This is a genomic window from Kitasatospora sp. NPDC059577 (assembly GCF_042735475.1).
In the GTDB taxonomy this organism is placed as follows: Bacteria; Actinomycetota; Actinomycetes; order Streptomycetales; family Streptomycetaceae; genus Kitasatospora.
On record NZ_JBHWBZ010000041.1, the window covers coordinates 41,787 to 66,300 of the forward strand.

19 protein-coding genes and 1 pseudogene are annotated in these 24,514 nt (G+C 70.3%); 12 read left to right on the forward strand and 8 right to left on the reverse strand.

Annotation, left to right across the window (positions count from 1 at the left end; all coding sequences use genetic code 11):
• Window positions 1-264: 264 nt before the first annotated feature.
• From ACFV0O_RS27115 to ACFV0O_RS27130, 4 genes and pseudogenes are all read left to right on the forward strand, one after another.
• On the forward strand, window positions 265-1,056 hold the full coding sequence (locus ACFV0O_RS27115; RefSeq protein WP_380346122.1) for a hypothetical protein: 792 nt from the start codon (window positions 265-267) through the stop codon (window positions 1,054-1,056).
• A 1,028-nt stretch (window positions 1,057-2,084) separates the two neighbouring features.
• Window positions 2,085-2,416 (forward strand): annotated as a pseudogene (locus ACFV0O_RS27120) (methyltransferase domain-containing protein); the annotation flags it as partial.
• A gap of 572 nt (window positions 2,417-2,988) precedes the next feature.
• On the forward strand, window positions 2,989-3,480 hold the full coding sequence (locus tag ACFV0O_RS27125; protein WP_380346124.1) for an HIT family protein: 492 nt from the start codon (window positions 2,989-2,991) through the stop codon (window positions 3,478-3,480).
• A 501-nt stretch (window positions 3,481-3,981) separates the two neighbouring features.
• Window positions 3,982-4,863 (forward strand): hypothetical protein, encoded by an 882-nt coding sequence (locus ACFV0O_RS27130; RefSeq protein WP_380346126.1) that lies wholly within the window; start codon window positions 3,982-3,984, stop codon window positions 4,861-4,863.
• Window positions 4,864-4,926: 63 nt separating this feature from the next.
• On the opposite strand, the gene ACFV0O_RS27135 is transcribed toward ACFV0O_RS27130, so the two are convergent.
• Window positions 4,927-5,904 (reverse strand): GlxA family transcriptional regulator, encoded by a 978-nt coding sequence (locus tag ACFV0O_RS27135; RefSeq protein WP_380346128.1) that lies wholly within the window; start codon window positions 5,902-5,904, stop codon window positions 4,927-4,929.
• Window positions 5,905-5,973: 69 nt separating this feature from the next.
• Complete coding sequence (locus ACFV0O_RS27140) at window positions 5,974-6,801, reverse strand: S1 family peptidase (RefSeq protein WP_380346130.1); 828 nt, start codon at window positions 6,799-6,801, stop codon at window positions 5,974-5,976.
• Window positions 6,802-6,996: 195 nt separating this feature from the next.
• Here ACFV0O_RS27140 and ACFV0O_RS27145 point away from each other — a divergent pair, with 195 nt between their 5' ends.
• A complete protein-coding gene (locus tag ACFV0O_RS27145; protein WP_380346132.1) occupies window positions 6,997-8,046 on the forward strand; it encodes a GlxA family transcriptional regulator in 1,050 nt (349 codons plus the stop codon).
• Between the two features lie 1,021 nt (window positions 8,047-9,067).
• Here the strand turns inward: ACFV0O_RS27145 and ACFV0O_RS27150 are convergent.
• A complete protein-coding gene (locus ACFV0O_RS27150; protein ID WP_380346134.1) occupies window positions 9,068-12,067 on the reverse strand; it encodes an NACHT domain-containing protein in 3,000 nt (999 codons plus the stop codon).
• A gap of 109 nt (window positions 12,068-12,176) precedes the next feature.
• On the opposite strand from ACFV0O_RS27150, the gene ACFV0O_RS27155 reads away from it, so the two are divergent.
• Entirely contained in the window at window positions 12,177-12,401 is a 225-nt protein-coding gene (locus ACFV0O_RS27155; RefSeq protein ID WP_380346136.1) for a hypothetical protein, read from the forward strand.
• A 263-nt stretch (window positions 12,402-12,664) separates the two neighbouring features.
• Here ACFV0O_RS27155 and ACFV0O_RS27160 read toward each other — a convergent pair whose 3' ends face one another.
• The 4 genes from ACFV0O_RS27160 to ACFV0O_RS27175 all read right to left on the reverse strand — a co-directional run bounded on the left by ACFV0O_RS27160 (window position 12,665) and on the right by ACFV0O_RS27175 (window position 18,320).
• Window positions 12,665-13,777 (reverse strand): hypothetical protein, encoded by a 1,113-nt coding sequence (locus tag ACFV0O_RS27160; RefSeq protein WP_380346137.1) that lies wholly within the window; start codon window positions 13,775-13,777, stop codon window positions 12,665-12,667.
• Between the two features lie 116 nt (window positions 13,778-13,893).
• Window positions 13,894-14,832, reverse strand: a complete 939-nt coding sequence (locus tag ACFV0O_RS27165) for a hypothetical protein (protein ID WP_380346139.1) — start codon at window positions 14,830-14,832, stop codon at window positions 13,894-13,896.
• A 1,589-nt stretch (window positions 14,833-16,421) separates the two neighbouring features.
• Window positions 16,422-17,486: an acyl carrier protein gene (locus ACFV0O_RS27170; RefSeq protein ID WP_380346188.1), complete on the reverse strand. Its 1,065-nt coding sequence runs from the start codon at window positions 17,484-17,486 to the stop codon at window positions 16,422-16,424.
• Between the two features lie 3 nt (window positions 17,487-17,489).
• On the reverse strand, window positions 17,490-18,320 hold the full coding sequence (locus ACFV0O_RS27175; RefSeq protein WP_380346141.1) for a barstar family protein: 831 nt from the start codon (window positions 18,318-18,320) through the stop codon (window positions 17,490-17,492).
• Between the two features lie 106 nt (window positions 18,321-18,426).
• Here ACFV0O_RS27175 and ACFV0O_RS27180 point away from each other — a divergent pair, with 106 nt between their 5' ends.
• From ACFV0O_RS27180 to ACFV0O_RS27205, 6 genes are all read left to right on the forward strand, one after another.
• Window positions 18,427-19,293: a radical SAM protein gene (locus ACFV0O_RS27180; protein ID WP_380346143.1), complete on the forward strand. Its 867-nt coding sequence runs from the start codon at window positions 18,427-18,429 to the stop codon at window positions 19,291-19,293.
• Between the two features lies 1 nt (window position 19,294).
• Window positions 19,295-19,489 carry a hypothetical protein gene (locus tag ACFV0O_RS27185; protein ID WP_380346145.1) on the forward strand — a complete coding sequence of 65 codons (195 nt, stop codon included), beginning with the start codon at window positions 19,295-19,297 and terminating at the stop codon, window positions 19,487-19,489.
• Window positions 19,490-19,573: 84 nt separating this feature from the next.
• Entirely contained in the window at window positions 19,574-20,419 is an 846-nt protein-coding gene (locus tag ACFV0O_RS27190; protein WP_380346147.1) for a GNAT family N-acetyltransferase, read from the forward strand.
• A 256-nt stretch (window positions 20,420-20,675) separates the two neighbouring features.
• Entirely contained in the window at window positions 20,676-21,881 is a 1,206-nt protein-coding gene (locus ACFV0O_RS27195; RefSeq protein WP_380346149.1) for a pentapeptide repeat-containing protein, read from the forward strand.
• Window positions 21,882-21,931: 50 nt separating this feature from the next.
• Window positions 21,932-22,150, forward strand: coding sequence for a hypothetical protein (locus ACFV0O_RS27200; protein WP_380346151.1), 219 nt, complete (start codon window positions 21,932-21,934; stop codon window positions 22,148-22,150).
• A gap of 517 nt (window positions 22,151-22,667) precedes the next feature.
• A complete protein-coding gene (locus ACFV0O_RS27205) occupies window positions 22,668-23,204 on the forward strand; it encodes a hypothetical protein (protein WP_380346153.1) in 537 nt (178 codons plus the stop codon).
• A gap of 79 nt (window positions 23,205-23,283) precedes the next feature.
• Here ACFV0O_RS27205 and ACFV0O_RS27210 read toward each other — a convergent pair whose 3' ends face one another.
• Entirely contained in the window at window positions 23,284-24,060 is a 777-nt protein-coding gene (locus ACFV0O_RS27210; protein ID WP_380346190.1) for a PQQ-binding-like beta-propeller repeat protein, read from the reverse strand.
• Window positions 24,061-24,514: the final 454 nt, after the last annotated feature.

Here is a 24,514-nt window from a genome sequence, read left to right on the forward strand (position 1 = left end):
CCTCAGCCGGCCACCTGCCGAGAATCTGCCTTTCCACCCCCGAGCAGCACCGACACACCCCGCCGTTTGATGAGGACCCGAAAAATTGGTCGAGACCAGCTGGTATCGACCACCTGGTATCCGCACCTGCGACACGTTGAATATCAATCTGAGCAGTTCACGCCGTCGGCGGCATGCTGATGACAGCTGTGGAGCGGCCTCCTGGTTCAGGCCGAGAGCTTCGCGATAAGGTGCCGATCCTGTTGCTGTTCGCCACCTCTGGAAATGAAGTACAGGATGCACATCCTGGACGATCCCTCCGAACTGTCGGAGCGGGCACAGGATCTCCTTCGCCGTACGGGCCGCCGTGAGAGGCCGGTCAGGTTCGAAGTTCCGATCGAGATGTGGCGAGTGCGGGACCGCACGGGCCGTCTCGTCCCAGCCCCCATGGAACTCATCATCCGATGCGAGGGCTTCGAGCAGCGATTCGGCGGCCTGCGCTACCAGGTGCGACACAGCTGGACCCTGGACGGGGCGCGGTACGAGACGGCCCGTAGCTGGGAATTCGACCACTTCGGCGTGAAGACAGGGGCCTGGCAGGATCCCGTGCGAGGCGGGTGGTACTTCGAGTGGCTCGGAGAACGCGTGTCGAAGCCGTGCCGGGACTTGCTTCACACCGATGGAGGTGTCGGCACTGACGTGGACGGCGGCAGTCCTTACCTCCCCGTCGCTCCCTCGGTCACGCACCTGATCGAGTCCCATGCCCTGACGGACGCCGTCTCCGTCTGGAGGCCCTGGCCTGTCGCCGGTTCTGCTGCAGTTTCGGCCGCCGAGGCTCTCGGCGGACTCGTCGAGGTGCCGGAGGCTTCCTGGGAAACCTCACGATGGCGGCTTTCGGACTCGGTCGCCGTATTCGACAGCGAAAGCTGGGACCGGGAGAATCCGAGTCGTCGTGTGCGGATCTGGTCTCGGAACGAGGTCGGCCACCGTGAGGTCCGGGTGAGCGAGACTCCGACTTCGCGGGGTACGAATACTCAACGCTCAGTCGGTCTCGAACTGGGCCAGCCGTCTGCGTAGCAGGAGGTTCTCACCTTGGGCAACTTCCAGACCCTTTTCGGTGACGGGGACCCCGACAACCCGCCCTTCTGACCGCCCCAACCTCTACCGGCCCGGCCCGTATCCTCCGTCCCGGGCGGCACCGCCGCCGGAGAGCACCTGCACACCCCTGCGGGCCCCTCGCCGTTCCCGGGTCAATTGGTTGTCAGCGAGTTGGCGGGCAACGCGGCGAGGACGGGGTGCCGGCGGAAGATGACGGTCGCCGTCGAGCGGATCACCGGCCGGTGCGTGCGGATCAGCGTTCGCGACGGCTCCCGCGCCTAACCCTGCCTGATCGACGCGGGCCTCGCCGCCGTGTCGGGCCGCGGCATGGCCCTGGTCCACCATCTCACCGGCGGGCACTGGGGCGTGACCCTGGAGCCGCGCGGCAAGACCGTCCACGCGGATCTGCGCACCCGCTCTCCCAACCCCGCGTAGGCCCACCAGTGCCCCGGTGCGCCGGGGCGCACCTCTACTCCTCCCGGGCACCGGGAGGGCACCATCACAGCGACGGCAAGGAGGTCGGTATGGACATCGACGGAGGCCACGGTGGCGGAGGCTCGGGCGGCGACGGGGGGCGGGGGCGACGGGCACCCGGGCACCCCGTGGACGCCGCCGTCCGATCCGCCGTCCCCTGACGGCAGCACCCCGCCCGGAGACGGGGGACACCGCAAGTGACGCTCGCACCCGAGCAGGAGGAGCGCCCCGCGCCGGGGCGGTCCTTCCCCGTCGCCGACGCGTGGGTGCCGGCCTTCGACGCCGTCCCGCACGAGCTGTTCCTGCCGGCCTTGATCTGGGCGCACGACATGGCCACCGGGAAGAGTCGGCCCCTGGCGCGGACTGAGGACGAGCAGGGCTGGCTGGCGGTGGCCGCCGCGGACATCCCGATCGTCACCCAGTGGGACGACGGCGAGCACCAGGGCGCCGAGCCCGGCACGGTGCCCACCAGCTCCGCCTCGATGCCGTCGTTGGTCGCCTCGATGCTGGACGACCTCCAGGTCGAGCCGGGGATGCGGGTGCTGGAGCAGGGCACCGGCACCGGCTGGAACGCCGCGCTGCTGAGTCACCGGCTCGGCGACGCGAACGTGACCACGGTCGAGTTTGACCCGCAAGTCTCGGCGCAGGCCCGCGCCGCGCTCGGGCGGGCCGGCTACCGACCGACCGTCGCCTGCGGGGACGGCGCGCTCGGCCACCCGCCCGGCCCCCGTACGACCGGATCACCGCTACCTACGGGCTGCGGGAGATCCCGCGGGCATGGATCGAGCAGCTGCGTCCCGGCGGGCTGATCCTGGCCCCGTTCGGCACCCACTACTCCAACGCCGACGCCCTGGTCCGCCTCACCGTGGCCGGCGACGGCACCGCGTCCGGGCCGTTTCTCCAGCCGGTGGAGTTCATGAAGATGCGCTCCCAACGCCTGCGGTGGCCGCAGAACCCCGCCGACGGCGGCGCCCTTGCCGAGACCGCGACCACCGCGACGCTGCCCGCGCACGGCAAGTTCGACCCGTTCCCGCTCGCCGCCGGCCTGCGCCTGCGCGATGTCGTCCACGCGATCCAGCGGCACGACGATGGCGCCCGCACCCTGTGGCTCTACTCCCTCACCACCCCGGCCTGGTCGGCGACGACTTTCCGGGACGGCGAGGACGAGCACCTGGTCCGCCAGTACGGCGGCCGCCGCCTGTGGCCGGACTTCGAGAGCACCCTCGCCTGGTGGCACGAGGCAGGCGAGCCCGGCATCGAGCGCCTCGGACTCACCGTCACCCCGCGGCTGGCACGCCTGGCTGGACGACCCCGCCCAGCCGATCTGACCGCCTGGTCCGGCGCCGAGAGCCCGCCTCGCGGCGCCGGACCCGCCACCGACTACCGCCCGCCCCGGCGGGCCCACGCGGGAAGAGGAAGCGTATGGAACGCCAGCCGATGGACACGACCACCTACAGCGAGCAGGTCCAGCACGGGCCCTGCTTCATCTGCCGCCTGGTCGAAGGCGACCCGGCTTACGCGCACGAGATCGTCCACGAGACCGAGCAGCACCTGGCCTTCCTCGACAAGTGGCCGGTCCTGCCCGGCAAGCTCCTGGTCGTCCCCAAGCAGCACCTCGAGCACGTCGTCACCGACCTCACCGAGCAGGACTACCTCGCCATCATGCGCACCGTGCGCCTGGTCGCCCTGGCCGCCGAGGACGTCCTCGGCGGCGAACGCACCTACCTGTTCTCCCTCGGCTCCCAGGCCGGCAACAGCCACCTCCACTGGCACATCGCCCGCCTCCCGCACGGCGTCCCCTACGAGCAGCAGCAGTTCGAGGCCCTGGCCTTCGGCAACGGCGTCCTTGCCTACACCCCCGCCGAGCACGCAGCCCTCGCCGACCGGCTGCGCCAGGCCATCGCCGCCCGCGCCACCACGGCCGGCTGACCTGCCGTTGCCCAACCGGGCGCCCGCTCGTTGAACCCGCTGAGCGCCCCTACCAGGGCGCGCGGCTGCGCCTGCTCCGCACCGCCCGGCACGAACACCCCCACGGGCCGGGCGCCGCACGGTGAAGCCCCCGGGCGGCCGGGCCCGTACACAGCCCGGCCGCCCGTCCGCTGCGTCGAGGCCGGATCACTCCGAGGTGTCCTCCGGTTGGCCGACGCCCGGTGAGGGCCGGGCGGTCGTTGACCGGCCATGGGACGACGCAAGGCCAACAAGCCCAAGCACCGCCGCACCAGCGAAAGGCGTGGACAGTGTCGGTGAGGAGGCGTAGACGCAACGCTCTACACCAGGATCGCCGAGAACCTGCGGCACCAGCTGGAGTGCTGACCCTCCGACAATCCGTTTCTCACCACGGCGAAGGCCCGTGTCCTGGCCAGCCATTGCCGGGAGCCGGGCCGCCGAAATTCCCCCACCCGCACTCGTCCGTCTTCGTAGGGTCTGAGCATGGACGACGACGTCACCGCGCACCTGCGCGCCACCGTGCAGACCCTCGACAACTTCCTGTCCCAGTACGAGCCGCTGCGGGAGATGCACTGGAGAGTGCCCCCGGGCAGCTCCCTCGCCGGTGACGACGCCAGGACCGACCCCTACCAGGTCTCCCACAGCGCCCAGCACGCCATCCAGGCAGCGGTGGACCACCTCCACTGCCTGCGGTCTTCCCTGACCCAGTACGAGGACACCGAGCGGATGACCCTGCTCCTGCACTCCTACGGCTCCTCCACGCTCCTGCGCGGGGCCCTGGAGAACAGCGCCCGCGCGGTGTGGCTGCTGGCTCCCACCTCGCGTTACGAGCGGATACGTCGACGCCTGGCCCTGCAGAACGACGACAACCGCAACCACCACAACCTCCGCCAACTGGCGGCCGACGCCAACACCCTGCGCCCGACGGCCACCGGCGCCGCACTGCCCGAGCCAAGAAGCGAGCAGGACCTGTACCAGGACCTCGTTGACCGGCTCCTGGCAGCAGGCGGCCCTCACAACGACCCCAGGGAGCTGAAGAAGGCGCTGCGGTTTCCCGGCTACGCGGAAGTCGTCCGTGAAGCCGGCCGCCATCTACCAGGGCGCATCCGCAACAGCGCCGGCGCAAGCGTCGACACCAGCAGCTACCTGGAATGGGTCCGGAGGGCCTGTAGCGCCCTCGCCCACGGCGACCTCAAGGGTTCCCTCGCTCAGCTGAACCGCGAGGTCCAGGCCATCGACGGCGACTTGACGTCCCTACGCCTGACTGGCTCTCCCGGCGAGCTGCACACGAGAACGGAGCTGACCTGGCGGGCCGTCAGTACGGCGACTGCCTTGTACGCACAGCGCTCCCAGCCACCGCACTGAGTTGGGCGGCAGCGGTCGAGGCGCGGGGGGCCGCCGGCCGGGCGGCGCTCGCCCGGGTGCTGGCTACCGCGTAGACCCGGGGCCGGGCACCCCGGAGACCGCCCGGTGTCGCGCGCGGTAGGAGCGCGGTGTGGTGCCGGTCAGCCGGGCGAAGTGCTGCCGAAGGCTGGCGGCCGAGGCGAATCCGGCCAGCGCCGCCACCCGTTCCACCGGTTCGTCGGTCTGCGTGAGCAGTTCGCGGGCCCGATCCAGCCGCAGGCGCAGCAGGTACTGCGGTGGGCTGACGCCGGCCTGGGCGCGGAAGCGGCGGTTGAGGCTGCTGACACTGATCCCGGCGTGCTCGGCGAGGTCCGCGGGGGTCAGCGGGAGGTGGAGACGGGCCTTCAGCCAGCGCAGGGTCGGTTCGAGGCCCGCGCTGTCGGCCAGCTCGCGGTCGATGCACTCCTGGACGCGGTCGGCGTGCCGCAGCAGGGGCGTGAGGAGTTCCCGGGAGGTCTCGCCGGCCGTCCGCTCGCCGTGGTCCTCGGCCAGCAGGTGCAGGCACACGTCCATCCCGCCGAAGATCCCGGCGGAGGTCAGGAAGGGGCCGTCGGCGACGGCCGCACCGACCGGGTCGACCTCGATCCGGGGGTACCGCCGGGCCAGCTCCTCGGTGTGGCGCCAGCCGGTGGTGGCGCGCCGGCCGTCGAGCAGGCCGGTGGCGGCGACGGTGAACACCCCGGCGCCGATCGCGCCGATCCGGCTGCCCCGGGCCGCGGCGGCTCTCAGTGCGTCCAGGACCACGGGCGGAGGCTCCAGTGGAACACCGTCGCGGCCGGGCACCAGCACGATGTCGGCGTCGGCGAGGCCTTCGAGGCCGTGCGGCACGGCGATGGCCAGCGGCGCCGGCAGGCCGATGCCCAGCGGGCCGGGAGCGGCGCAGAGCCGCACGTCGTAGGCCACGCCAGGGTGCTCTCGCGCCGCGGTACCGAACACCAGCCCCGGGGTGGTGAGGTGGTGTCCGGGCAGCCCGTCGGGCACGAGGACGGCGATGACCGACATACCCGGAAGATACCCGAAACCGGACAGGCGAGCGGTGCCCCGGTGGCGCCGGGGCACCGCCGGCGGGCATCAGCCGTACTGGTGGATCGTCTTCCAGATCCAATCCGTGTACGCCGGGACGCTGGTGTAGAGGCCCGGGCCCGTCGAGCAGGTCGGGTCCGTGTCCCCGTCGCCCGAGGTGGTCCCGACGAGCTCCCAGCGGCCGCCCCGGCCCTTCTGGAGCTGCGGGCCGCCGGAGTCCCCGAAGCACGCCATGGCGCCCGGCACCTGGCTGACCGTGCAGAGGCGCAGCCACCCCGCCCGGCCGGGGGCGCACTCGTCGACGGCTCCCCGGCGGGTCTCCAACTGCTGGAGCCGGCTCGCGAACTCGGCCTGCTGCGGGTTGTCAACGTTGGCGACGCTGCCGAAGCCGAGCAGGCGGGTCGGCGTACCGGGCCGGGCCGCCCGGTCGGCGATCCGGATGGGCTCCTCGCTCACCGGGCGGTCCAGCCGGATCAGTGCGAGATCGTCCTGGTTGGCCCCGCCGCCGCCGGTGCCGATGCCGTAGCCGGGGTGGGTGATCGTCTTCTGGATGGTGCGTACGGTGCCGCCGGACTTGCGCCGGTCCGAGCCGATCCGGACGGTGCCGTCCAGGACCACGCCGATCTCGGGGTCGAGGCAGTGGCCCGCCGTCAGTACCCACTGCGGGTGGATCAGGGTCGCGCCGCAGACACCGTCGGCCAGGCCCTGCGTCGGAGCCGACAACGGGATCGAGGCCATGTACGGGTAGCGCGCCGTGGCGTCCGTCCCGTTGACGATGGCTCCGGCGCTGCCGGTCATGGCGGTGGCGCACACCGTCGCGGCCAGGGCGACGGTGGCGACGCGCGCCGCTCGGCGCGCCAGGGAACTGATGGGCATGGAAGGTCCTTCCTTCGGGGTGGGCGCAAGCACGCCTTGGCAGATGCGGATGTGCGACCGTGAGACGGGTGCACCGGCGGTACGGGCACCGCAGCCGGGCGTCCCCTCACCTCGGGTGCCGCGTACCGCCCATCCTCCGCACCGGCCCGCGCCCGCAACAGCGGCCCCGATGTCACCCTGGGCTAAATTCTGGACATGTCAGTCATCGCTGTTCTCGCCCTCGACGGCGTACCGGGCCACCAGCTCACCGCGCCGGGAGTCGCCTTCGGCAGCGCCGCACGCCATCACCCGCACGTCGGGTACGAGGTGCGGTACTGCGCGGGGCCCGGCTTCCGTACGACGGGCGGGCCGGCGCCGTTCCGGCTCGACACGCGCTGGGGGTTGGAGGGGCTGGAGGACGCGGACACGGTACTGCTCCCCGGTCACGACGGCTTCCGCGCGGACCCGCCGCCCGGAGTTGCCGAGGCACTGCGGGCCGCGGCGGCCCGGGGCAGCCGGATCGGCGCGATCGGGACGGGGACGTTCACCCTCGCCGCCACCGGGCTGCTGGACGGTCGCCGGGCCGCGACCGGCCGCCGGTATGCCGCAGAACTGGCCGGGCGCCACCCCCGGATCACGGTCGATCCGGAGGGCTCGGTCACGGAGGCGGCCCCGTTCCACAGCGCGGCGGGGGTGCTCGGCGGTGTCGACCTGTGCCTGTGGCTGATCACGCTGGACCACGGCGATCCGGTTGCCGTCGAGACGGAACGGCAGGTCTTCCTGGAGCTCCACGAACGCGGCGAACCGGCCGGGCCCACCCGGGCCGCCCACCAGCCCGGCCCGGCAGGCTCCCGCCTCGGACCCACGCTCCGGTGGCTGGAGGCGCACCTGGACAGCCCGCTGACGCTGAACGACCTCGCCGACCACGCCGGACTCACCGTTCGGGGCCTGACCAGGCGCTTCCGGACCGAGACCGGGCTGCCGCCGCTTCAGTACCTGCTCCGCGCGCGCATCCAGCTGGCGCAGCGCCTGCTGGAACGGGGCGACGAGCCGGTCGAACGCATCGCCGCCCGCACGGGGCTCGGCACACCCGCCAACCTGCGCCACCACTTCCAGCACCACACGGGCACAAGCCCGCGGACCTACCGGACGGCCTTCCGTTCCCTCGTCTCCACCCTGACCTGGGCCGACGGCCGTCCGGGCGCCCCTGCCCAGGGAGCGCCGACCGACTCCCCCGCAGTGGACCGGGCGGACCTGCCCGGCTGAGGCCCGGCCGCCGCCGCGCGGCGGGCCGCATCCGGCGCGGGGAGTCCCGGCCGCCCGTGCCTTGGAACGGTTCCTGGTACGACGAGCCCCCGTTCTGAAGCCGCGGGGATCACCGGCCGGCCCGCCCCACCTCTGGCCGGCCGAACCCTCCACAGGGCATGGAGGGCCACCGGCTCGGGCACGACTACGGTGCGCTCTCGTAGGCGACTTCGGTGTCGATGCAGTCCTGGGCGATGCGGGCCAGGGCGTCTTGCTCCCTCTGGTCGGCGGCCAGGTTCCAACGGGTTTGGTGGACACCCATTCGGAGGCGTAGCGGCAGTGGACGGGGCCGGCGAGTGGGGGGAGCCAGTGGGCGGGGTCCTTGTCGCCCTTGGCGCGGTTGGACTTGGCGGTGACAGCGACGAGGGTCAAAGGTGATCGCTGGTCGTTGGCGTAGGCCTCGCGGCGTTCGGGGGTCCAGGCGTAGCCGCCGGAGTCGTGGACTTCGGCGAGCGGGACGATGTGTTATCCGTACCTGTTTCTCGGTGTCATCGACATCGTCCACAGAGCAATCCGGACCCGTGTCCTTCCTGTCAGCGTCGCGCTATCCGGTACAGCGGCGTGTGTCGCGGCTCGCCACCGTCGCGTCGGCTGCCCGGCCGTCACGCGCGCTCGATGGCTCCCCGGACCTGGCGATAGCCGAAGTCGTCACGGGACCAAATGCGCACGCGCCGACCTGGGCTCTCCCGGTCCCAGCATTCACTGTCGAAGACTGCGACGGAGTCCGAAAGCCGCCATCGTGAGGTTTCCCAGGAGGCTTCCGGCACCTCGACGAGTCCATCGAGAACCCCAGCGGCCACAGCGGCACCGGCGATAGGCCAGGGCCTCCAGACGGAGACGGCGTCCGTCAGGGCGTGGGACTCGATCAGGTGCGTGACCGAGGGAGCGATGGGGAGGTAGGGACTTCCGCCGTCCACGTCGGTGCCGACACCTGGAGGAGACGGAGAACGGTGACTCGGTCGCCGCCTTCAAGGAGCTGTCCCTACGGCTGCCCTCCTACAGCCACCGCATCGTCGTCAGCGCCCAGGAGATCCGGGACAAGGCCCGCTGGCCCGACCTCACCGAACGCGAGCGCGTTGACCGCCGCATGCGCGAGCGGCTCGACGTCTGAGGCGACGACACCGCCGGCCGACGACGACCAGAACGACGAGCAGGACGACTCCGCGAGTACCTGTAGTGCGGTGCTGCGGACGTTTGAGGCGGTGTCGGTGGTGGCGGTCAGGACGGTTCGGTGGGTGTCCTGGTGGTCGGGCCACCGCTCCGCGAGTACTCGCAGTGCGGTGCTGCGGATGTTCGGGGCGGTGTCGCTGGTGTCGGTGGCGGCGGTTAGGACGGTTTGCCGGGTGGCCTGGTCCTCCGGCCACCGCTTTCCCAGTACCCGCAGCGCGGTGCCGCGGACGAGCGTGGCGTCGGTCGTGTCGGTCGTGTCAGTGGCGGCGGCCAAGACGGCTAGTCGGGTGTCCTGGTGGTCCGGGAACCGCGCCCCGAGTATTTCCAAGGCGGCGCTGCGAAGGAATGGATCCCAGGGGATGCGTGCCTGGCGCGCTGTCTCCTCCAGGTCTCGGCCCAACGCCGCAGCGATGTAGCCACCCCGAAACGCGCGATCCCCTAATTGGGTCGCGTAGTACCAGCGCAGGTAGCGCTCCCGGCCACTCCAGAAACGATCGAAAGTCCCGAAGGCCGGCAGGGCTTCCTCGATGGAGACAAACGTCGACTGGCGCAGCGTGGTGGTGAGGGTGTTGATGACGGCATCGCTTTGCGCGGCCACGGAAAGGTGCCGGTCCCTGGTTCCCGGGGCCGGAGAGGCGCCGATTTCCTTGACCTCGGCCAGGACACGGATAGCCAGCACCAGCACCAGCATCGGCACCAACCAACCCCGGGGACTCTCCTCACGTCGGTGTTGGCGAAGGAGGTGCGCGATGAAGGCCGCCACGCCACGCTGATGAAGGTTGCCGGCTATGAGGAGCAGCACTTCGTGCCACGCGGGATCGCCGGCACGCTCGGCCAAGACCCCGACCATCTCGTCGTGGGTCCATTCCTCCTCATGGGAACGGTCCAGGAGTTCGGTGGCGGCGAGGTACTCCAGGAAGGTTCGGTGGACGAACCCGTAGATGCCCCCGCCGTAGTGGGCGAGGAGGAAGTTGCGGGTACGCAGCCGGTCGACGACGTGATGGGCGGCGATGTCGGCGGCAGGGCGGGAGATGTTCTGCTCGGTCAGGTAGGTGCTGATGATGCCCGTCAGCTCGTCGTGCTGGATGAACGTGCCGGCGGGCCGGCCCGCGCCTTCCTGCATACGGCGGGCGATGCGCTGGAGCACCTTGAGGCGCTTGTCGACGTTGAGCCACTCCAGTGCCTGGGCGGCCTCCCCGGTGACAGGTGAGTGGGGGGTGAGGAACTTGGCGTCCTTGTCCCACTGCTCGATCAGCACCTCCACCGCGTGGGCGTAGACCTCGCGCCGCTCGCGGGGGATGGTCTTCCCGAGTCCCATGGAGGCCAGGACGGTCAACAGCAGCGGGTTGCCGGCCAGCTCCGCCACCGCCCGCACTCCCCGCACCGCACCCAGCAGACGCTGGGTGAGCTGGGATGCCAGATGAGGGTTCTCCGGATGTGCTGCGGTGTACCAGCGACGGATGAACTGCTCGACCTGCCCGTGCTCCAGGTCCTGGAGCATCACCTGCGTGAACCCCGCCGCGGTGAACTCACCCGCCCGGTAGCCGTACTCCCGCGACGTCACCACCACCCGAACGCCCGCGTGATCGGCAGCGAAAGCGGTGATCCGCCGAGCGGTCTGCGCACGCACAGCCGGGTCGAACACCTCATCCAGACCGTCGAAGAACACCAGGACACGCCCCTGCGCGAGCAGACCCTCCAGCACGGGCCGGGTCAGACACATCCGGTCCTGCCGGTCCACATGCTCCAGGAAGTCCTCGATCGTCCGATCACGCCACTGCGCCTGCGCGTACTGCCGCAGCTCCACCACCACCGGCACCAACCCGTCAAGCCCGGCGAGTTCGGCCGGCAAATCCTCCAACGCACCGGCCAGCGCCAGCGCCGTGTACTTCGCCAGCGTCGACTTCCCCGCACCGGGATCACCCAACACCACTACCCGCCGACCCGCCTCGCCCGCCAATACCTCCAGCACCGGCCGGGTCGGCTGCGCCCGGTAGCTCTCCTGCAGAGCTCGGACAGTCTTGGCCTCCATCCCCGGTGGCAGGTCGGTGTCCGCCAACTCGCCCGCTGCCAGCAGCCGACGCACCTCACCCGGCACGTGGGCCACGTGCGGGCGGCACGACTGCGGCATGAACACCTGACGCACCTCGATCTTCGGCTGCTCACCGGCGCTGCCGGAAGCGCCCAGGACGTCGAGGTTCAGCCGCCAATGCACCTCCCGCACCCGTCGCCGGTACGCCTCCAGGGCTGCGGCCCACTCAGCGGCACGCACCTGGCCCTGCGCGGCGGCATCGCCGCCAGCGGCCATGCGGGCAGCCTCACGTTCTGCCCGGGCCCCGTCCAGCAGCCGCTCCCACCGGGGACGCTCCGCGCGCAGCCACCGCTCCTCCACCCGGCCATCAGCCGCCAGCGAGGGGTCCCCGGCCCAGGCAGACCACACTGCTACCACCGCCAGCAGAACCTCGGCGTCCTGCGGAATCTGCGCCTCGCCTGCACGACCGGCCGGCGGCACCCATGAACTGATCCGCTTCCCGGCGAACCTCTCCGTCCCGGCCCGCCCGGTGCGCCGTACTGCCTTCTCCAACTCCAGCTGCCCGCACAGGGCCTGCTGAGCCTTGCGCTCCTGCTCGGCCCGCTCCTTCAGCTCCAGCAGCACACCGTGCAGCGCTCGCCGCCTCGGACCCAGCTCCAACTCGTTCTCCGGCATCGCCCGCCGCCCCGCCTCTCGCCCGCGCGTGCCCGTCCCGCCCGCAACCGGGCCGCCGGGCACCCGTGACCCACCACCGCTGACCAGCAGCGTAGTGCTCACCATGCCCTCTCCGCCCGCAACTTGGGACACCCCGGACGCCCAGATGCCACATTCGAGACCGACGCCGGGCCCGGCATCCCAACACCACCGACCACCGACAAGGACACCCGCCATGAACGACGACATCACCCGCAAGTCCGAGCCCGCCGACGCCTACGCCTACGCCTACGCCTACGCCGAGGCCGACGCCGAGGCCGACACGGCAACGGACGCCGTACCCGCCCCTGCTGGAACCTCGATCCTCCACGAGATCGGGCGTACCGCCCTGCTCTCCCTGGCTGCCACCCCCGCCCCAGTCCTGGTCGCCGTCGCCGACTGGTGGCTGAAGACCCACTGACGCCTGGCCCCGAAGGGCGTGACGGCCGCGAAGCACGAGCCGGCCACGCCCATCAGAGGCCCAGTAGCCCCACTCGTGCCGCGCTACGCCCACTCCACCCCGTGCTCGGCCAGTTGCGCGTCCGCGGCTGCCCGCCTGACGGAGCTCCACTCGGAGTGGAGCCGCTCTTTTGGATCACGGACAGCCTGTTTGGCGCAGCCGTGGCAGCGCGGGACGCCCCCGGCAGTCAGGGGCGGCCCACTGCTCGGCGAACGCCACGAGGCCTACCCGTCGAAGCGCTGCCACTCGACGCCGAGTTCGCGCAGTGGCTGCAGTGCGTTGCGGTGGAGGGCGCCGATCCAGACGTCGACCTCGTCCTCGTTCTGCCAGGTTGGCGTGATGAGGGCAACGACGCCCGGCCCGACGAGGAACTCGGTTGGAGCGATGGGGGACATGAACGTTCGCAGCGGCACGCGCTGTAGGCGGCTCTCCAAGCTGGGCAGCAACCGCTTGGGGAAGTTTCGGGGGAAGGCCTTGTAGGAGGCGGTCATCGCTGCCTCGTAGAGCGAGAACTGCAAGAGGAATCTGCTCAGTGGTTCTTGCTCCGGGACCGGCCTGTCCGTCTCGTTGATCCACACCGCCGGGTCGGTGTTCGAGGCGTCGACATCCCACGGAATCGACCACTCCCACCCGCCCTGGTTCTCAACGGCGAAGACCAGGTAGCCGGCACTGCTGTCGGGACGCACGGTGTCGACCGGCTCGATCCGGTTCTGGCCACCCAGGATGGCCGGGCGCCTCTCCGCAAGGCGATAGAAGTCGGCCAGGGCCGGGGGAATGGAGCGGGGTATCTCTGCGACTGCCGGCGGCTCGCCTGACTCTGGGTACCAGCCTGTGATGAAGAGTTCCAGGGCCTTACCCGGCTCCGAGACCGAATGGTCGAGCCAATCAAGGCTCGGCAGGCTGGGTGATGTGGCCGACGGACGGACCGTGCCGAGCAACTCGCAGCTCAACGGCGGGTCGATTCGCAGGTGGCAGCTGTAGAGCTCGCCATCGACCCAACTGCTGCGCGAATGGCGGACGGGGCCGACATAGGCACAGAGCTCGGCCACCCGGACGAAGAGGTACACCGGCAGATCCCGATCCGGCTCGGTCCCCGCGAAAGGCTGCCGCCCGGTCAGCCTGGAGGCGGCGAGCGCAGGCACGGAACCCCGCAAGCGCAGTTCCTGGTCATTCCACACGCCGCCGGCCAGCGGATCGTCCACGGCCTCCGCGATGATCACAGTTGCCACGGTTCCGACCGCGACCGTTGCCCTGCCCACGGGGAACACCTGCAGCTCCGAGCCCACGAGGTCGAGCGCCAATCTCACATCGACCATGTCCGAACGTGTCAGAGGCACTCACGGAGTGTATCTGGGAAACGATCAACCCCAGGGTGGGAATCGATCTCCGGCCAGACCTGAACGCCACTGGCAGAACCGACTCGTGAACTCCCCCTGGCTGGCCCCTGCATGCCTCAGCTTGACAGCCCTCCACCCCAGGGGTCGTCGGGCACCGCTGTGGGGGTGTTCGACGTGAGCATTTCGTCGATGCAGCTGCGCAGGGCGAAACCGGGAGCGTCGCACCAGGTGAGCCACGGCACCGGCTGGAGCAGGTCGTCGTACCGGCGAATGGCGGGGTCGGTGAGGAGGGTGCGGAGCTCGTCAGGGGCAGGGTCGGTGACCAGGCACAGCCAGGCCAGGCCGGCGCCGATGCGGACCTCGGGCGGTCGTCCCGGGTCCGACCAGAGGTCCCGGGCCCACCCGGGAGCGCGGTCGTCTTGGTGTTCGCGGGCGAGCTGGGCGATCGCCAGGATCAGGCTCACCCGGACCATCGCGTCGTCTTCGTTCGCCAGCCTGAACCGCAGGGCCGAGGAGACGCGTGGGATCTCGTCGGTCGCCGCCGCCAGGACGTAGGCGCTCATGGAACGGGCCTCGGGGGCGGGGCCGTCGAGAAGCGGGAGCAGGAGGGGCAGGTCGTCCGTGACCGCCAGACGGGCGGCCTGGATCGTCCAGTCCACCGGGCACATCGTGCTGCCCTCGACCATCAGCGGCTCCTCGGCGACTTGGAGCAGGCCTTCGCGCGATCCGTCCCCGATGTGCTGGCACCGGCCGATCTCGGCGACCAGGTGAAGCGTTTGCGCGCGGAGCCCGGGATGCCCGGTCGTCGCGGTCCGGAGCAGGAACGGCACCGCCAGTGCTCCCACCGCGATCGTGCCGCCCTGGTGGTGAAGATTCGTCCAAAGCTGCCGCAGGGCCCCGTCAGCGGCTTCGGCATCCCCGGACGCGAGCGTTGCGAGCAGGCCGGGGATCTCCTCGCCCGGGCCGTAGAAGTGTCGGAATCGCCGCCAGGGGACCTCGTCGTACCTGAACTCGTCCTTGACCTCCGGCGCGATCGCGCCCACGGCCGTCCGCACGTCGCAGTCCGTGCCGGCCCACCGTTCTGGCCAGCCTGCCCAAGAGCCGTCGTCCATGACTTGGCCTTCCCGTCCACCGGCAGCATCCGAACCCCGGAGTCTAACGACTGGTGATCGAGAGGCGGACGCTTCTGGCCTACTCCGAAATGTCACTTTCGAACAAGTGTTTGTGTAGGAGGTGGAGTGTGGCTGACGACCTGTTCGCGTCGACCGACGCGCTGCTCGCGCGGCCGCGCTCGGTGGACGACCTGCCGGTCCCGGCCGAGCGGGAGCGGCTGCGCAAGCTGGGCGAATACACCCAGGAGGAGCTGGCCGCGGCGCCGGAGACCCAGCGGGAAACGATCGTGCGCTGGGAGGCCGGGACGGCGCAGCCCCGGCCGCCCAAGCGCGAGATCTACATCCGGTTCCTCGCGACGCTGGCGCTCCAGCACGGCACCGTGGAGCCCCCCGAGTGGCTGCTGCGCCGCGCCCAGGCCGCCGGCCTCGTGCGCACCGACGCTGCGCCCGATCCGGAGCCCGCCGTCCGGGCCGCGGTGCCGGAGGCCTTCACGGCCGCTCCGGTGGCCGGGCAGCCGGCGCCGGTGGCGCAGCCGGTGATGCTGGACCAGAACCCGGACGGCTCGCTGCTGATGGCCGCGCCCGCGCCGTGTGTGCGATGTGGCCGTGCGACGCCGTACCGCTCGCAGGGCCGCCCGGTCCACGTGGGCGGCTGGTGCACCCACGCTCCGGCGGGGCTGGCAGCAGCCGCCGTCCCGGTCACGGAGGAGCCCGGTGTGGCAGCGCCCGTCGAACCGGTGGCTCCGGTCGCTGCTCCCCGCCAGACCGCCCCCGCGACCGGTTCAGCGGTTGCGCCGCGCCGTACCAGGTCGTCGCGTCCGGCGGCGCCGTCGCGGGCCCGGAAGGCTCCGGCGAAGAAGCCCGCCGTAGCGGAGGGGCCGTCCGACTGGGAGGCCGCGGCCGCCGCCCAGTTCCCGTCCGGGCCGCTTGCGGCGGTGGACGCCGCCTCGTCCGGCCGGGGTCTGGTGGCCTACCTCGCCGACGGCACTCAGGAGCCGACCGCGCCTGCCGGGCGCACGCTCGCGGACGTGGTCGAGTGGGCGCTGGAGGTGAAGCTCGGCTCGGCGCGGTTGCATCGGCACGGCAAGGACGGCGACGCCTTGGTCGTCCTTGCCGACACGACTCTCGCGGAGCTTCGCCTGCCGCCGCTCGGCCGGGACGAGAAGAAGGACTTCGTCTCGCGCCTCGGCCGGCTGCCGAAGACCGACAGGGCCGTCAAGGCGCTGGAGAAGGCCGGCTGGCTTCTCACCCAGCGCGGCCTCGGGCAGTGGGCCAGGGTCTACCGCACGCCGGAGGACGGCAAGCGCCAGTGCGTGCAGCTGTGCGTTCCCGCCTGGGGAGCGCTCGCCTCCGGTGGCTGGCAGATCCCGGGCGGCCTCGCTGCCCCGAAACTGGCCCGTCTGCTGGGCACCTACGCCACCCGCGTCCTCACCCCGCGCGGCTCTACCGCCGTCTCCGGCCTGGAGCTGGTGACCTTGGGGCAGCTGAGGATCGACGCTTGGCACCATTCGGTCAGTCAGATCACTGACCTGTCACCGGGAGCGCAAGGCTTTGACGATGTAGGTGGTTGCGTCGCGGACTGTCCTCAGGTCCCGGGCGTCGGAGTCCGGAATCCTGATGCCGAAGCGCTCTTCGGCAACGACGACGGCCTCGACCATGGACAACGAGTCGACGTCCAAGTCGCCGCTGAAGGTTTGGTCCGGCTGGACATCCTTGACCGGAATGCCGGCAATCTCGTTGATGATCCCGGCGATGGCGGCGAGGACTTCTTTCTGTGCGGCGGACGTGGAAGTCGAGGTGCGCTCGCCTGCTGACGCTGCGGTCTGGGGCGCGGGGTTGCGAGGTCTGCGGTGTTGCGGGCTGAACAACCGGGCCCACCAGGGACGGCGGCCTGGAACTTCCGGAACTGGCTCAGGTTGCGGGGGTTCGGGTGCAGGGGGCTGGGACACGTCGGACTGGCCTAGTAGTTCCTGGCATTCGGCCATGTTGGGGCGTCCGCCAGGCTCCAGGGCGGTCATGCGGACCAGCAGCGCGTGGAGGCGGGGCGCGAGTGCGGCCTGGTCGGTAGCGGGAAGCTGCGCAGCAGGACCGCGCTTGCCGGTGATCTTCTCGGTGAGGACCAGGCCGAGGGCGTAGACATCGGAGGCGGCAGAAGCAGGAGCACCGGCAAGTTGTTCGGGGGCCATATAGACGAGAGTCCCCGGTGAACCGGTGGCGGTGACTGTGGTGAGAGTGGAGAATTCCCGAGCTATACCGAGGTCCATCAGTACTGCCTGACCATCCACGCAGATCATGATGTTCGCCGGCTTGATGTCTCCGTGAACGATTTCCATCTCGTGCATGTGCGCGAGCGCCCCTGCGAGGCTCGCTCCCGTCCGGACAGCCGCTTCCACGGAGGTACGCTGCAGCCAGGTCGAGCCGTTCAGCAGTTCCATCACCAGGTACGGCACAACGTGGCCGTTGTCGGCAAGTGTTCCGGCGTCGTGGACGGTGACGATGCCGCGGTGATGCAGACGCGCGAGTTTACGGGCTTCAGCAGCGAAGCGGGCAACCGCCCTCGGATCATCGGTAATGGAGGTAGCGAACTTGACGCCCAGCTGCTATCGGAGGACGACGCTTACGTCCCCCTCGTCGAAGATCTCGAGGATCACGTCAAGCAAGGTGACGTCGCCATCCGCGGTGGACAGCCGCTCCGTCAACTGCGTTCTGGCCTCAGCCGAGTAATCCCAGAGAAGGGTGAACGGAGTGGCAGCACCCCAGCCGCCCCGCAAGTAGTCGATCACGGCGTCAAGGTTCCAGCCGAAGTATCCGCCGGGCCCATTGATGGCTTCGCCGAGCGCGCAGTAGAAGCTGTCCCTGTCGACGATGTGCCGACCGTCCAGTGTGAACTCCTGCCCGGAAGGACGATCGGGCTTCCCCCGACGTTGGTACTCCCGGGACCAAAGGGCCACCGACAGCCACGCTCGTCTGTCCTCGGGACCGAGTTCATGCCACAAGCCGGCGCGGCTCAGCCGCCCCTTGCGGATCAGGTCCCATACTGCGTCCGCGCCAGCCAGGGCGTTGTCGCACCAGAGCGTCACCGTGAGGTCAACGAAGCCCGCTCCGCGGGCGGACGGCCTGGTGTCGACAACGGTGACCTCTCCTACGAAGTAGGACCCCATGGTGACACCGTCGGCGTCGATGAGGTCGAGCCAGGCGTTCCCTGCCGAGGCCCTCCGGCTGCCGATGTGGCTGGCGCTCTTCAACAGGCCACCCTGCGGGTGACAGCCCACGAGGTGCACTCGGCGCACTCCCTCGTCTTCTGGCAGCGGAGTGAAGAGCCCCTCGGCTTCGTGGGCGAAGCCCCAGAAGTCGGCGTCGTCTTCGTCCGAGGTCAGCGCGTACTGCTGCCCCTCGCTTCCCTGTCGCTGTGTTCGCGTCACATTCCCCATCAGAGCGCTGATCCTACCGACGTCCCGCGGTCCGCCGGGCTGTCGCCAGCCAGTCCGCCAAGGCTGACCCTGTCCCGTAGATCTCGGTGGCCCTTGGACGACTCACATGGCTGCGTTCACTCCCGAGAGTGAAGTGCAGAGAAGCTACCTCGGCCTCAAGGTCAACTCCGGCATGCCGCTGGCGGACAAGCTCGCCTGCCTCAAGGTCATGGCCGAGGCCGGGGTGCTGTGGCTGCAGATCACCGGCGGCGAGCCGACCGTGGACAAGGACTTCATCGCCTCCTACCGGGCCGCGTACGCGCTCGGCATGATGATCACCGTCTCCACCAACGCCTCCCTGCCGTGGCGGCAGAACCTGCTCGACCTGTTCGCCGAGTGCCCGCCCTACCGGGTCACCGTGTCGATGTACGGTGCCACCAAGGCCAGCTACGACGAGCTGACGCAGCGCCAGGGCGCCTGGGACCTGTTCGTCCAGGGCATGAACGCCGCCCGCCGCGTCAGGCTGCCACTGCGGATGAGCGTGATCGTCACCGAGGACAACGCCCACGAAGAGCAGGCCATGATCGCGCTGTGCGAGGGCTGGGGGCTGGAGTACAACGTCTTCACCAACATGACCCCCACCATCTACGGCGGCGGCGAGGTGCTGACGGCCCAGTCCAAGGAGCACCTGCGGATGCGCAAGCCGTTCGGCGGCTGCAACGCCGGCCACACCTTCTTCCACACCGACCCGCACGGGCTGGTGTCCATTTGCAAGATCGGCCGCGACGACCAAATCAGCCTCCCCACCGAGGGGATCGGCGGCCTCGCCCGGCTCGGCGCCATCGCCGACCGCCTCATGCTTCGCACCGGTGGCTGCTCCGGCTGCCAGCTGTCCGGCACGTGCACCGTGTGCCGGCCGCTGGCCAAGCACTACCAGGAGGCGAAGGCACCACTCGGTTCCTACTGTCAGCACGGCTTCCAGAAAGCAGGGTGAAATGACCGCTGTCGCTGTCGAACTCAGCACCAGCCGTCCCCTCCCGGACGACGGCCCAGCCCAGCTGCCCTGCCTGACCCGGCCGATCCTGGCCCCCAGTGCGCCCGTCACCTCGGTCATCCCGGTCGCCGACCTGGACGACGTGATGGACAGCGTGAAGTGCTCGTGCAACGCGGGCGACGACAACCCCCACTGAGCGAACCCGGTCACTTCCGCTCAGGGCCCGGCGCACTTCGCGCCGGGCCCTGAGCCCTGCCCGCCGGGCGAGTAGGGTGCGGGTATGGAGCTGTCCTGGGACCTGCTGCACCCCGTGATGTCCGTGCCCTACCTGCCGACACTCGGGCCCCTGCACCCCGACGCCATCAGCGGCGACCTGCTCGACGCTATCGCCCAGGTCGCCGCCACCGGCGGACTCCTCGCCCACGACAAGGACCGCCGCTGGTCCGACCGCAAGGACGAACGCCTCCTCGTCGGCGACGTCCGCCAGGACGCCCGCCGCACCCTGCTGCCCACCCTCACCGGCCGCGGCGTCCTACGCGTCCACCTGTACGGCGCCCCCGAGCACCGCCCCGAGGCCATGGAGACCGCGGCCAAGCTCGCCGCCGTCCACGACGCCGCCTCGGCCCGGGTGATCTCGTTCCAGGCCGCCCCGGACCCGGTCGCCGCCTCCACCCGCGTCCAGCTCCGCACCTTCGACCGGCCGGCCCTGCCGGTCGGCGGGATCGAGCACCTGGACACCCTGCCCGAACCCGTACGCGCCACCTTCGCCGCCTTCGCCGAGAAGCTGGCCGGCGAGGGCTTCGCCTTCCTGCACTCCCGGATCGACAGCGTCGGCCCCGTCCTGACCGCCATCCGCGACGACCGGGTGGTGGGCGCCATCGGCCCCATGGAGACCATGCCCGACCCGATCGGCCGGGCCCGGCTGCTGCCGCAGTACTTCGGCGTCCTGCCCGAGTACCGCGGCCTCGGGCTCGGCCGCCGGCTGTGGCGCGCGGCCATGCACTGGGGCCACGCCAACGGTGCCGACTACCAGCTGCTGCAGACCACCGCCGGCGGCGCCTCGGACCGGCTGTGCCAGGCCGAAGGACTGACCGACCTCGGCTTCGTGTGCACCACCACGGTGTGACCCCCGCTGTTCCCGGTCGGTGTGCCGCATCAGCAGGCGGCTCCTGAACGACCGGCTCCGGACGCCGGCTCAAGCCGGGAATCCCAATCCCACCAAGATCATCGCGTGGCGGCTTTGGGTTCACCTTGGCACCTGACCGGTTCGTCGGTCCATAATCGGCGTGCGAGGTTCGGCCCCGCCCCCGTGCGGGTGGTCTTGCTGTGCGTTGCACCGAGCCGCACGGCTGGGCGAACAGCAACGCGCTCTGCTGGATGGCATGAAGGAGTCGAAGCGGCGGGGCAAACAGGCCTGGGTGACAGTGTGGTACGTCCTGGTAGTACTCGCTGGAATCGCCCTGGCGGGCGTCGCCATGTGGGAAGTGCCCTGGTGGATCGACGACCACTACCTCAACGACAACTTGAAGCAGCCCGTGGCAACTACCGTAACCGGGGTTCGCACCGCCCTCCTGGCGATCGGAGCCGGCGGCCTGGCCGCAGTCGGCATCCTGTACACCCACCGCACCCTGCAGCACACCCGAGAGAGGGACGGCGAGCAAGCGGAGCTGACCCGGGAGGGGCAGTACACCGACCGGTACACCAAGGCTGTCGGTCAGATCGCCTCTGCCAATCCGGTCGAACAACTCGGTGGCATCTACGCGCTGGAACGCATCATGCGTGACTCGGAGAAGGACCACATCACCGTGGTCGAGGTCCTCGCCGCGTTCGTTCGCGAACATGCGCCGGCCCCCCTTCAGCCCCCCTCAACCCAGCACCGCTTGCGACTCGCTCGCCGGCGCCTGCGCGTCGGAACACCGGACACGACTGCGCAGCGCGGAAGCCTTACGAAGCGGGATCTCTGGGATCCGCATCATCCGGCCGAACCGGTCCAGGCGGCATTGACCGTGCTCGGCCGTCGGCCAGAGGGCCGCGACGAGCCTTTCCGCATCAACCTGGCTTGGACGGACCTACGCGGAGCAAACCTAGACGGAGCCTGTCTTGAGGGGGCGCACCTGTCCAAGGCTCACCTTGAGAAGGCAACGCTGATCAAGGCGCACCTGAAGGGGGCAAACCTGACCGACGCCCACCTGGAGTGGGCAACCATGGATGCTGCTCACCTGGAGGGCACGGACCTGACCGACGCCCACCTGGAGGATGCGACCATGCGCAGCGCCCACCTGGAGGGGGCGAACCTGACCGACGCCCGCCTTGACGGGGCGGTCATGTACGGTGCCCACCTTGAGGGCGCAAACCTGACCGACGCCTACTTGTGGGCCTATCTGTTCGGCGCCCACCTGGACGGGGCAGACCTGAACGGCACCCACCTTGAGCTAGCGCCAGACCTGACGGCTGACCAACTGGTATCCGCCCGACCCCGGCACTCTACCCATCTGGCCGAAGGCGACCTTGGCGCAAACGACGCGGTCAGGGCACGGATCACCGCCGTGGAAGAGAAAGAGGGCCGCCGCGCCCCCGACTTTCGATAAGCTCATAGATAGGGCACGCCAGTCGGGCATCACGCGGTCCAGGACGAGCCGTGAAGGCGATCATCGCCGAGCTGGTCAACCACCAGCCGACCGGCCGGCAGTTCATCGTTGACCTCGCCACACGCACGGAGACACTCGCGCTGGTCGTCGAGCAGTTGCTGAGCGACCTCCAGGACCAGAACGAGGTGTCCTTCCGCCGCTACTTCAACAACAGCAGCGTGCTCGAATGGGTGGGCCCGATGCATAGGCGGCGCTTGGAGCAGCACTGACCCTTGCCGCGAAGACTGCCAGGCCCAGCAGTGTCGGCCCTACGTCCCGAGGCGGCAGGTGCTCCGGCTGCGAGCTCTTCATTCAGCTACGGAACGTCATGGGCCCCCAGCGTTGAAGGAGCTATACAGACCAGTCGAACAACGACTGCTACCAGTGTGGACCCCCAGTGCGTACCGGCGGCACGCGAGCAGCGACTCCGCCAGCTGCTCCTCACCCAGGCCCTGACGCGCGGCCGCAAGGTCGCCGCCCCAGGCCGGCAGCGTCGCCAGGTAGGCCCGCCACTCGGCCTGCACGGCCATCAGCGCGCGCTGCGCCTTGAGCAGCCGGTCCGGGTACGGATCACCGGGACGAAGCAGCCGGCTCCGACGTCCGCTCCGCCGGGGGTGACCCAGCGGTCCGATACCGCACTCGTCTCGCCACGATCGGGTGAACAACCCCACCGGCCGACCTCGATACAGAGTTGGCGGGCCATAGCCTGCTCCCCAACCGGTCCACAGCAGTGAGGAGTTCGCGCCCGTGCTCGTGTTCTGCCAGCCCAGGGAGACGGATGTTCGCCCCCCGCTGAGCGACGCCGGAATCGAGCCCTACCGGGCTCCGGACTGGGTCGCCGGCAAGGCCGTCACGGCCCGCTCCGGCTATGTCCTTGCTCCGGGGGACTGTGCCGGAGCGCTGCGCCTGTCCTACCAGGAACTGTCGTGCGCGGAAGAGATCGAAGCCGCATTCCACGACCGGATGCGAGAGGAACTCAACAGGTCCGGGTTGTTGGTGGCCGAACAGATCGACGCCAGCCGCGCCTGCAACGTCGGGGTGCGGGTCAAGGGCGTCCGGGAGCTGACGAGTGCGGACACCGCGCTGCTGCTCGCCGCCCGTACCGGCCACCTTCATCAGCAGGGGACCAGGTGGACCGGCGTTGATCCTGACGCCAAACTGCGCACACGGCTGGTCCCGGACCTGATCCTGACCGGGCTGGTCGAACGAGGACCGGACGGCTTCGCCGAATTGACCGCCGCCGGCGCGGCCGTGCTCATCCCGCCAGCCGATCTGGCGGGATGACAGCTGCTCCGGTGCATCTCCCTTGGTCCAGAGGAGGGGCGAATAGTCTTGCCGGCGAGCCGCCACCAGGGCCCGGGGGTCAGCCGATGGCGGGGTAGACCGAGAGCCTGGTGCCGTCGCCGTCAGGGCTCCCGACACTCATGTAGCTGTTGACGATGAACGGGGCGAGTGTCGGGGGGCTGGGCAGATCCTGGCCGGTGACGGCGTCCAGGGCCACCGGGCCCCTTGAGGTTGTGCCGTAGACGACGCCGTGCCAGGCCGTGGTCAAGCTGGGAGCGATCCGGGTCTTGGCGTCGTCAGGCAGGCGCCACAGGGTCTTCCCGCTGGCCGTGTCGAAGGCGAAGGCGAGATCCTTGTCCCCGCAGACGGTCACCGAGCGCTCGTCGTAGGAGCAGCCGAAAGGCGTGGAGCCGCCGCTGAAGTCGAAGAGCTGCTTGCCGGTCGTGCTGTCGATGATCCAGGCGTAGCTCTTGAAGCCGACGAAGCTGCGCCCCTGGAGGGCTACCCGGTTGGGGCCGGCCGGAGTGAGGGTCGTGTCCAGCAGGTCGTAGGTCTGCTCCGCGGTCCACGCGATGCTTCCGTCTGCGATCTTCAAGGCGGACACCTGGTGCTTGGTGTACTCCGGCGAGACGAAGCCGACGACCTGGTCGCCGGTCAGCTGGACGCCGGTGAAGCCCTTCTGGGTCCAGAGGACCTTCTTTGCGGCGAGGTCCACGGCCCAGACGAGGCCGTGGTCCGTATCCCCCCGGCGATGACCACCGTCGTGCCGTGGACCCCGAGCACCGTGAGGGACTTGATGCCGGCGTAATCCGCTGGGAGGTCGATCGGGACGGTCCAGCCGTCCGAGCCCTTGGATGTGGACAGGGCGACCAGCTCGACGCCGGTGTGGTCTACGGACGTGCCCTGGCCTGGGATGACCATGCGGAGCGCGGTGAGGACCACCCGCTTGTCGCCTGCCTGGGCGAGGACCGGCGGCGAGTGGAGGTTGCCGGGGTGCGTGGCGTTCGCGATGCCGACCGCGTCGTGCCGGTACAGGGCATCGGCCTCAAGACCGACGTTGTCGGCGATGTAGTACGTGGTCCCATCGAGGAGGACGTCGGTGGCACGGGTGTCCTGCGGCAGGGGCTTGGAGGCCTTGCCCTGGGAGAACAGGGTCGGCGGGTCGTACCCCTTGAGGGTCGGCGAGGGCGTCGGGGGGGGGGGCGCGGGCGGCGCCCCCCCCCCCCCCCCCCCCCCCCCCCCACCACCCCCCCCCACACCCCCCCCCGCGCGGCCCCACCACCCCACCACCCGCCCACCCCCCCCCACAA

Coding starts and splice junctions, on each gene's coding strand:
- ACFV0O_RS27115 (WP_380346122.1), top strand. CDS start 265: ATGAAGTACAGGATGCACATCCTGGACGATCCCTCCGAACTGTCGGAG.
- ACFV0O_RS27125 (WP_380346124.1), top strand. CDS start 2,989: ATGGACACGACCACCTACAGCGAGCAGGTCCAGCACGGGCCCTGCTTC.
- ACFV0O_RS27130 (WP_380346126.1), top strand. CDS start 3,982: ATGGACGACGACGTCACCGCGCACCTGCGCGCCACCGTGCAGACCCTC.
- ACFV0O_RS27135 (WP_380346128.1), bottom strand. CDS start 5,904: ATGTCGGTCATCGCCGTCCTCGTGCCCGACGGGCTGCCCGGACACCAC.
- ACFV0O_RS27140 (WP_380346130.1), bottom strand. CDS start 6,801: ATGCCCATCAGTTCCCTGGCGCGCCGAGCGGCGCGCGTCGCCACCGTC.
- ACFV0O_RS27145 (WP_380346132.1), top strand. CDS start 6,997: ATGTCAGTCATCGCTGTTCTCGCCCTCGACGGCGTACCGGGCCACCAG.
- ACFV0O_RS27150 (WP_380346134.1), bottom strand. CDS start 12,067: ATGGTGAGCACTACGCTGCTGGTCAGCGGTGGTGGGTCACGGGTGCCC.
- ACFV0O_RS27155 (WP_380346136.1), top strand. CDS start 12,177: ATGAACGACGACATCACCCGCAAGTCCGAGCCCGCCGACGCCTACGCC.
- ACFV0O_RS27175 (WP_380346141.1), bottom strand. CDS start 18,320: ATGGGGAATGTGACGCGAACACAGCGACAGGGAAGCGAGGGGCAGCAG.
- ACFV0O_RS27180 (WP_380346143.1), top strand. CDS start 18,427: ATGGCTGCGTTCACTCCCGAGAGTGAAGTGCAGAGAAGCTACCTCGGC.
- ACFV0O_RS27185 (WP_380346145.1), top strand. CDS start 19,295: ATGACCGCTGTCGCTGTCGAACTCAGCACCAGCCGTCCCCTCCCGGAC.
- ACFV0O_RS27190 (WP_380346147.1), top strand. CDS start 19,574: ATGGAGCTGTCCTGGGACCTGCTGCACCCCGTGATGTCCGTGCCCTAC.
- ACFV0O_RS27195 (WP_380346149.1), top strand. CDS start 20,676: ATGAAGGAGTCGAAGCGGCGGGGCAAACAGGCCTGGGTGACAGTGTGG.